Below are 8,678 nucleotides of genomic sequence, written 5' to 3' on the forward strand. Positions count from 1 at the left end.
CTAGGGAGACGCTGCAAAAATAGCCAACCGTCCCCCACCCTTGGCACACTGAGCACCTTCAACCAGCCATCCTTTCCATGAGCCTTGTTACGCGCGTGCAGAAGACCTTCTCCGAACTCGAATACACCGGCAAGAAAAAGCAGACTCGCCGAGATCGTTTCCTGGCTGACCTTGAAGTGTAGTGGTCAACTCATTCCGGACACGGTTTTGAGTTTTTCTTCAGCTTTGGCCGGAGCCAGTCCATTGTTGAATTGATGGGGCCGGAGCCAGTTGTAGTGGCCCATCAGGTACTGGCTAATATCTCGTTGAGCTTGCTGCCCAGTCAGGTAGCCAGTGGTCGGTATCCACTCTGATTTCAGGCTGCGAAACACTCGCTCCATTGGCGCATTATCCCAACAGTTACCCCGCCGACTCATGCTCTGGCATATCCGGTAGCGCCATAGTCTCTGGCGGAACTGACGACTGCCATATTGCGATCCCTGGTCGGAATGGAACATCAGCCCTTGAGGCTTTCCACGTTGTTCGTAAGCTACGTCCAGCGCTTTGACGACTAAGTCTGCATCCGGCTTCTCTGATAAGGCCCAGCCCACTACTCTGCGTGCGTATAGATCCATGACAACTGCCAGATAATGCCATTTGCCCTGCGCCCAAACGTAAGTGATGTCTCCACACCACACCTGATTTGGCGCTTCGACATCAAACGCTCGGTTCAGGATATTCGGAATATCTGGCCGCTCTACCGTGGCCTTTTTGTAGGCGTGTGATCCCGGCTGCTTGCTGACCAGCGCCAGCTCACGCATCAGACTGCGCACCTTGAACCGCCCGATTTGCTCACCTTCTTCTCGCATCATTGCCTTGATGCTGCGGCTGCCAGGCGCACTTCGCCCTCGAGTGAACAACTCATTTACTCGACTGCGCAATCGCAGTCGCTCAACGTCCGGAGTTCGCCGTTTATGACGATGTGCGTAATAACTTGAGCGAGTGACTTCAAACACTTCGCACAACCAGTCAACGGGCTCATGGGCGCTGAGTTGGTGTATCAGCGAGTACGCTCGAGATCTTCCGACATCAAGAGCGCGGTAGCCTTTTTTAGTATTGATTTCTCGCGTTCAAGGCGCGTGATTCGAGCTTCCAACTCTTGGATTTTCTGCTGCTCTGGCGTCAACGCCTTGCTGGCCGGCGTGATGCCGCCGCGCTCCTGCTGAAGCTGATTAACCCAGCGGCGCAGGGCCGACTCGACCAAGCCGAGCGAGCGGGCTGCTTCGGCATGACTGTAGCCTTGGTCGAGCACCAGACAGGCTGCTTCGCGCTTGAACTCAGGGGTAAAGGTACGGCGTTGCTTGGTCATCAGACACCTCTTTGGGGCGAGCATTCTCGCCTAAATGAGTGTCCGGTTTCATTAGACCACTACAGGTCATGATTCCATCGATCTCGTGGTCGTGCTTAGTGCAACCGAAAATGTACCTAATCCTTTTCTTGAAAGAGCCCGAGGACTTAGGAAAGATTTTGCCGATCATGCTGCACTCCCCATGTTGATCTTGGCGATGTACTTAACCTTTTCTAGGAGTTCGATGTTAGTGCGCCCAGCGTTTATCATGGATGCTAAGTTCATCAGCTCGCGGGCGATCTGAACCACGTCAGCGTTAACTTTTGGTTTGGTATTGTTATTGGCCACGAAGTCGCGAATGAATGCTCCTGCGGCCTTATAACCAGCATCGACCATCTTGTTATCAAGGGACTCCAACTCAGACTTGCTGAACCGGATCGTGATCCTAGCGTCTTTCTTTTGCTTCTCAATAACTTTCATCTTGGCTTACCTATTATTGTTTTATTGGTTCGCTTTTATCAACGCAACCCCCGAAGGGGAGTGAGTAGCCTACACTTGTCCGACATAGACACAACTGGCTATCTACTGATACAAGACTACTGTGCCGGTGGAGTTATAGTAGGTGGAAGTATTATCGAAAATATAGTGATGTATTTTCGGCTGTATGAATGTTCGCTATGGGTGAATGTGAAATCGCAGTATGGTAGTGCGAGTATTGGCTACCTCGCACTATATGAGAGTGATTTCGCTGTAGGTGAGTGCGGATTCACAGTATGGCAGAGCGATTTAGCAACTGAGCGCGCGGAACAATCCAGTGTGTGACCAAGTTGGTCTAGATGGTCTAGATGGTCTAGATGGTCTAGATGGTCTAGATGGTCTAGATGGTCTAGATGGTCTAGATGGTCTAGATGATCATTTTTAGGAGTGTACTACCAGCTGATCCATTGCTTTTTGATCGAGCGGGGCCAAAGTTTCCAGCAATCCTCGGCAAACAACATTTTTTCCAATTTTAGACATTGTATGAATATCGCTTTCCACAAGTGTAATTGCGCTCCTGATTTCCGAGAGATAATCGGTTTTATACCCATCCGTCACATCCACGGATCGTCCCTTACCCCCATGGTTAGATAGAACCTTAGTATAATACTGACCAATACGAGCTTTTTGAGCTGTCGAAATAAAACTAGCCCGCATAATTTTCCGCGGTAGGCTTGTGCCAACCTTTTCCTGAACTCTAATCAGAAAATCCCTGACGCTAGATTCGCTGATTTTTTCTTGAGAAACGCCGGAGAAGACGTATTCGCTGATTGAGTGCTTCATTGCATAAAGGAGTTGGCAATACGCACTGTCACTTAGTACCAAGTGAAATTCCTCTCCGTTTTTTAGGGAGTCAATTTCGTTGAGTTTTGTCCGCGCCGAAAAGATGATTGATCTCGTCTGGTGGTGTATATCCGTCTTGCGAATTTTTGCAATCTCCCCTGGCCGCACTCCGCTAAAAAGCATAAAGAGGACAGCGGCTGAAACGGTTTTAAAAGATGTTGGCACATCTCGCATCGGCTGCTGATCAGCAAGAGCTAGGCACTCTGCAATAAACCTCCCAAGCTCATTAGGATTTATGCGTATCTTTGATCGCTTATTTTCGTGCCAGATTTTTAGCGTAGTCATGATGTCAACTGGGTTGTATTCAACCAGCCTTTTTGAGCCGTTATCGTAAAAGGCTATGGCAAACGAAAAGATCGAGCCGAGCAGGGATAATGTCTTGTTAGCCGTCCGCTCCCGTGGCGCGCCAAGTGTCCCATCCTTTTTTGGCACCGGTTTAGTCACCTTTGCGTGCAGGGCGGTCACATCTTTAGCGGCTATTGTGCGCAAAGGCCTGCCGGACAAATTTGGAGCAATGTGATTTTTAAAAGTCTTGCGATAGTCGTCAATGGTGCATTCAGTGAGCTTCGCTTTTGCGATCAGCATGTCTTCGAATGCGCTCTCGACAGTCACTTCGTCTTGCAAGTCTTTCGTGGTTTTTTCCTCCAGCATCGCCTCCAGGTTCGTGTACATCGACAGGGCTTCGTCGCGAATCATCGGAATTTTTGTAGTGCGTTTGTCAAAAGCACCCAGCTTAATCCTGTGGTCTCGCCCCTTGATTTTGCGCACCACAAAAAAAGTTTTACCGCCTGCTTTGGTGAGCCGGATCGCCAGACCTTTGATTTCCGTGTCGTACACCAAAATGTCGGATTTGCCTTGCGGGCACGTCAGGTCGTCCAGCGCGGACTTAGTAAAATTAATTTTCAAGGCCATAACACGTCGTTTCCCTGGTTAAGTGATTGATTTTGACTTTGTTTTGGGGTTAAATCGTCTCCTGCTTTACCGCCACATCAGCCCCGATGGTGAAATTGGTAGACACACCGGACTTAAAATCCGTCGCAGAAATGTGTGCCGGTTCGACTCCGGCTCGGGGCACCATCTAGCTTCATTTCGCTCAATAAAAAACACCCATATTTGTCCCCAGCGTCTACCGAGACCTTGGTGTTTTTTGCTATCTGCGATTTGGTATCCAGCACCTTAAAATTGGTAGCCGGCTTGGGAGCTATTTGGGAGCTGGCTTGGGAGCTTTGCTGGTAGCTTTCGCCATTCCAGGCCTGCCCAGCTCAGCTCTCACCCGCTCTTCAATGCAGCCAAGAATGTCCGTAAGTTACTGTTTTAACAAGTTTTAAAGCCTATAAGTACGGGCAAAAGCCGGCCTCAGCGCTCAACTGCTTTTGTATGCTGACGACGGGTAAGATGACTTAAAATCCCCCGTTCGTAAGGACGTGCCGGTTCGATTCCGGCTTCGGGCACCAAACAAATCAAGGGCTTGCATGCGATTCGCGTGCAGGCCCTTTGTTTTTGCACCGCAAAAAAACAGACCGCTCCGCAATTCTGTTTTTTACCCCTTCTCTGTCTTCCTGCCAAAACGGGCGTCATTCTCCTGCGCAAACACAAAGCCCTGCACTAGGCCGGGCTCGGGGGTTATCACACCTGATTTCCAGACAGGTAATCAGGTGTTGCGCGTTAGAAAGAACTCTTTGTCGAAGCCTTCAACAATCGGCAAAGCAGCACGCAATCGTCGGTGGCCCTCTTCGTTAAGTGACACCAGATTTGCGCGATGATCTTGCGGGTTCACTTGCTTTTCAATAAGCCCGTCCTTACCCAGGCGGGATATGATTTGCGAAATATGCATGCGATCCATACCGGTAAAACTGGCGATTCCGTGCTGAGTCACCTGCTCGCCCTCTCTAGTCAGCCAACCACTTACAGCCAGGATAGCGAACTGTGGCTGGGTAAGCCCCAAGGGCTTCAAGCGGACATTAAGTTGACGCTGCCAGTCCAAAAAGTCGCGCCAGAGTCTGAATCCAGGGCTGTCGCTTGGCCCCGCGAAGGCAGAACCACTCCAGTTCTCCTCGACGCTGTCCTTGTTCACACTCATAGGGAGCTTGCCCGGGCTTCACTGGACTTCTTAAGCCCCTGCATCGTATTGGGTAACGCTGCCTGGATGGATCTACCTATCAGGTATCGAAACAGAAAGCTCAATGGCCCGGAGAATTCAACCCAGTGAGTTGCGACAGTGCCCCCCTCTTTTTCCGTGAGCAGGTGCCCGAATTCCATGCGACATAACGGCAAACGGCTTTGCGCCGAAAACGACTTTTCTTCGGTCATCTCAACAATCTGAATGCCAGCCTTGGGCCCTACCCTGGGTTTAAGCCAACCTTTGGCTCCCAACTTGAGACCGCCAGGCAAGCTGGCACTACTCACTTCTGGGTCCCAGTCAGCCCACCGTCCCGCATCCCTATACAAGCGGAACACTTGCGCGGGGGTCGATCTGATTTCAATAGACTCTTTGATTTCCATGGCCTTTGCCTTGCGTCTGTAGGGTCAAAATAATTGTAAATGCATTTACAATATAAAACCACACACCAGCAACGGCTGGTAAAAATCGCTACAAACACGATCCTCTTAGGACTCAGCTCCAGAGTTGGACTCCCTGCTCATCACCAGTCAGCACCAACGGCAATACAATAAGCACACCGCCGAGATACGACTCAGGCTCAGTGGCCAGCTGGGGCATACAACGGTCGTGATGACCGAGATTTACATCCGTCAAAGGGGCGGCAAAAAGGCAACCCAACCAAATGATTTTTGACGGGCATTCTTCACAGCAATTATTTTTGATCACGTAGAAGCAATGGCCTTCAGGGTCCTGGCACCGTCTCGCTGCGAAACATACACAGACACAGATCTAACCTACTGTTTTTAAAAAAATAAATTTTTTGAATTAAAATCCCCCGTTCATAATGACGGGCCGGTTCGATTCCGGCTTCGGGCACCAAACAAATCAAGGGCTTGCATAAGACTCCTCGTGCAGGCCCTTTGTTTTGTTCGCTGCGATTTTTTCGGGTTATGCCATCGTTCATTGTTTCGAGTGGTTGGCGAGGTCTTCGCTTGACTGCCACCAATCGAGAACTGCTTGGTGTCGGGTCATGTTCAACGTCACTCCCTCAGCGAGCCAAACCCCCAGCACAGCAACAACCATTCCACTCCACGCCACGCCACGCCATGCCATGCCAACCCTGGCATGACCTCATCGAGCAATTAGTTCGCCATTACCGATGCCAATAGCGGCACCATGAAGAACAACGCCGACACCCGCGCTGCCTGATGAGAGCGGGCCATAGTCAATAGACTGAAAGTGCTGTCAGCCGATATTGCGCAATGAACTACAGCATCCAGGCGAAACATTTCTCCGCCGTTGAATGCACTGACGCTACTCACGACCCCCCACATATGCTCTTCGTCAGTAAACATCGAAAAGAAGGCAACTACCCTTGCAGCAGGGACTTCAACACAAGCGCATGAGCAACCTGTACAGAACCTATCCCCCGCTCGTTCAGACACAGGCTACACCAGCAAAAACATCGTGACCGGGCAGCGCCCTCTGGTTCTTTTCGCCATGCCATATTTATTATATTACTACTGACCGCCATAACAACAATGCAAATTAAAAGCATCAAATTAAAGATCACCCATATTAAAACCGACATACAAAAACCACCCCACACCTCGCCTCATCACCTGAGACCCCACACTACAAGGCCGAGCAATTGCATTACCTGGACTGCACATGCGCGACCACTCAAACTGCAACAAGGCGCCACTAGCCTGCCACCAGCCACGCAGAAACACATCAGATTAAACAAACCATATAACAACTATCGTCAACACCGACCTGCTGCGCTGACTCATACCTAAAACCTCATAACATTAAGATCGAATTGATATTTCACCGTCTTCTACTACAAACGCCCCTTCACAACGACAGCCAAGTGGTCTGGACTTTACATTAAGAGACATAACGTGCACCCACCGAAAACCATTAAAAATAAGACAAAAATGATCATTTTCAATCTCTTGAGCAGCCATACAACCACTCAAAACTTACTCAACCGCAATCATGCCAGCGCAGGACGCCCCCCTTTTAATTACACATATACTTTTTAAAAACAATCAGCCCACCTCATTACTCGCACGAAAAACATCCGAACACTAGTTACACAACTTGAAATAACCTACAGCCGTACTACTTTAAAAATATGAGCCATCAAGACTACCCACTCACTGCTGGGCTGCCATGGTTTCGTGCGCGACTTATAGCTTAAATATCAGTAACGCGCTCGCACTGTTAAAACCGGATCCAATAACACTGTTTGATAGCAACATCTACCTCCCCTCAAGAGGCCTCGGACAACATGCACACCCCTTATTGTGCCGGAGCAACTAGCATTTGGCTTGCGCACAACAAAGCCCCGCCCGCTCGTCACAAGCGCCCTGGTCTTTAACCAACACTCAGATACCGCATGCAAAGGCGGTAGTTTCTGATGCACATCATATTCTTTCATCAGAGGTTGGCGTACATCCCGCCATAAACAATCATGAACAAGATTTTTTCTGTGGTATGGAATTACTCCTTGGGCAGTTGGGTAGTCACTAGTGAGTTTGCGCACAAGAAAAATAAAAGCGGACCTTGCAAGGGCATAAGAACATTAGTGATTGTTACTGTTGGACTGTCATTAGGGCTGCTACCCACATTTGCCTTTTCCAGCACGGCAATATCGGGAGGCGTGATCAGTAACAGTTCGGCAACAGGTAATGGTGGTGCGCCGGCGACCGTAGACTTCTATTCCGTAGCCATTAGCGCCGCCTCTGGCTCCACTGCCAGGAACAGAAGTGTTGCGATCGGTGAGGCTTCCGTTGCAACAGGCGACAGCTCTGAGTCATTCGGGCGACTTGCCGTCGCTACCGGCACTTCCTCTGTTGCTATCGGATTATCTAGTAATGCTTCTGGCACTAACTCTGTCGCATTGGGCGAAACCAGCAATGCCTCAGACTTGGGAGCCTCCGCCCTGGGTGCTGAAAGCGTTGCCAACAGCCAAAATTCGACAGCTGTGGGTACTTCCAGTCAAGCTTTAGCCATAAACGCTACCGCGCTTGGTTTCAATAGCAGGGCCTCTGGTGCAAGCTCTATGGCCTTAGGCGTCAGCAGCACTGCTTCAGGTATAGCCTCCGTAGCCCTGGGAGCTAGCACGATAGCGTCTGGCCAAGACGGCATTGCTATCGGCAGCACTTCACAGGCAACCGCTGCCAGCTCCCTGGCTATCGGCTCGAACGCAAGAGCTACCGCAACCGGGGCAATCTCCATGGGTAGCGGCTCTCTGGCTAACTCGAACGATAGCGTCGCAATCGGTACCTCGGCGCAAGCCACTGGCGGCAAAGCCGTATCCATTGGCGCAGGCAACACAGCCAGCGGCAACGGCGCTGTCGCCATCGGTGACCCTAACACGGCAACCGGCACCGGCGCAGTCGCCATGGGCGCCGACAATACCGCCAACGGCCAGGGCAGCGTGGCCCTGGGCAATGCCAATACGGCAACAGGCCAAGGTTCCGTGGCGCTGGGTAATAGCTCCCAGGCCAACAGCGCCGGTTCCATTGCCCTGGGCGATGCAGCCACTGTGGTCAACGCCGCTACCCAAGGGTTGGCACTGGGCTCAGGGGCAACATCCAACAACATCGGGGCCGTTGCACTCGGCGCCAACAGCACCACGGCGGCGGCAGTCGCCACCACAGGGGCAACCATCGGCGGCGTCGCTTACACCTTTGCCGGGACTGCACCCGCCAGCGTGGTCAGTGTCGGCAGCATTGGCGCAGAACGGCAAATCTCCAATGTGGCTGCTGGTCAGATCAGTGGTACCAGTACCGATGCCATCAACGGCAGCCAACTGTTCGCCACCAATCAACAGGTCACCACCAACACCACCAATATCGC

5 protein-coding genes, 1 tRNA gene and 2 pseudogenes are annotated in these 8,678 nt (G+C 51.1%); 3 read left to right on the forward strand and 5 right to left on the reverse strand.

The features are described 5' to 3' along the window. Positions 1-185: 185 nt before the first annotated feature. The 3 genes from GHO03_RS22620 to GHO03_RS22630 form a co-directional block, all read right to left on the reverse strand. Positions 186-1,348 (reverse strand): IS3 family transposase gene (locus GHO03_RS22620; protein WP_088500225.1). Its coding sequence is split into 2 segments (ribosomal slippage): positions 186-1,093 and positions 1,093-1,348, totalling 1,164 coding nucleotides; the frame shifts between segments, so codons are not numbered across the junction. A 165-nt stretch (positions 1,349-1,513) separates the two neighbouring features. Further along, complete coding sequence (locus GHO03_RS22625; protein ID WP_095025385.1) at positions 1,514-1,807, reverse strand: hypothetical protein; 294 nt, start codon at positions 1,805-1,807, stop codon at positions 1,514-1,516. Positions 1,808-2,245: 438 nt separating this feature from the next. Continuing rightward, positions 2,246-3,619 (reverse strand): recombinase, encoded by a 1,374-nt coding sequence (locus tag GHO03_RS22630; RefSeq protein WP_095025384.1) that lies wholly within the window; start codon positions 3,617-3,619, stop codon positions 2,246-2,248. An 80-nt stretch (positions 3,620-3,699) separates the two neighbouring features. On the opposite strand from GHO03_RS22630, the gene GHO03_RS22635 reads away from it, so the two are divergent. Beyond that, positions 3,700-3,784: transfer RNA gene (locus GHO03_RS22635), tRNA-Leu, on the forward strand. A 574-nt stretch (positions 3,785-4,358) separates the two neighbouring features. Here the strand turns inward: GHO03_RS22635 and GHO03_RS22640 are convergent. Both GHO03_RS22640 and GHO03_RS22645 read right to left on the reverse strand, forming a co-directional pair. After that, complete coding sequence (locus GHO03_RS22640) at positions 4,359-4,787, reverse strand: MarR family winged helix-turn-helix transcriptional regulator (RefSeq protein ID WP_153400562.1); 429 nt, start codon at positions 4,785-4,787, stop codon at positions 4,359-4,361. Continuing rightward, on the reverse strand, positions 4,784-5,209 hold the full coding sequence (locus GHO03_RS22645) for an SRPBCC family protein (protein ID WP_095018644.1): 426 nt from the start codon (positions 5,207-5,209) through the stop codon (positions 4,784-4,786). Before GHO03_RS22645 ends, GHO03_RS22640 begins: the two co-directional genes overlap by 4 nt. A 2,078-nt stretch (positions 5,210-7,287) precedes the next feature. Here GHO03_RS22645 and GHO03_RS25935 point away from each other — a divergent pair. Both GHO03_RS25935 and GHO03_RS25645 read left to right on the forward strand, forming a co-directional pair. Next, a pseudogene (locus GHO03_RS25935) lies at positions 7,288-8,013 on the forward strand (ESPR-type extended signal peptide-containing protein); the annotation flags it as partial. Between the two features lie 39 nt (positions 8,014-8,052). Further along, positions 8,053-8,678 (forward strand): annotated as a pseudogene (locus GHO03_RS25645) (hemagglutinin); the annotation flags it as partial.

The organism is Pseudomonas sp. FSL R10-1339 (assembly GCF_009600545.1).
Lineage (GTDB): Bacteria > Pseudomonadota > Gammaproteobacteria > Pseudomonadales > Pseudomonadaceae > Aquipseudomonas > Aquipseudomonas bubulae.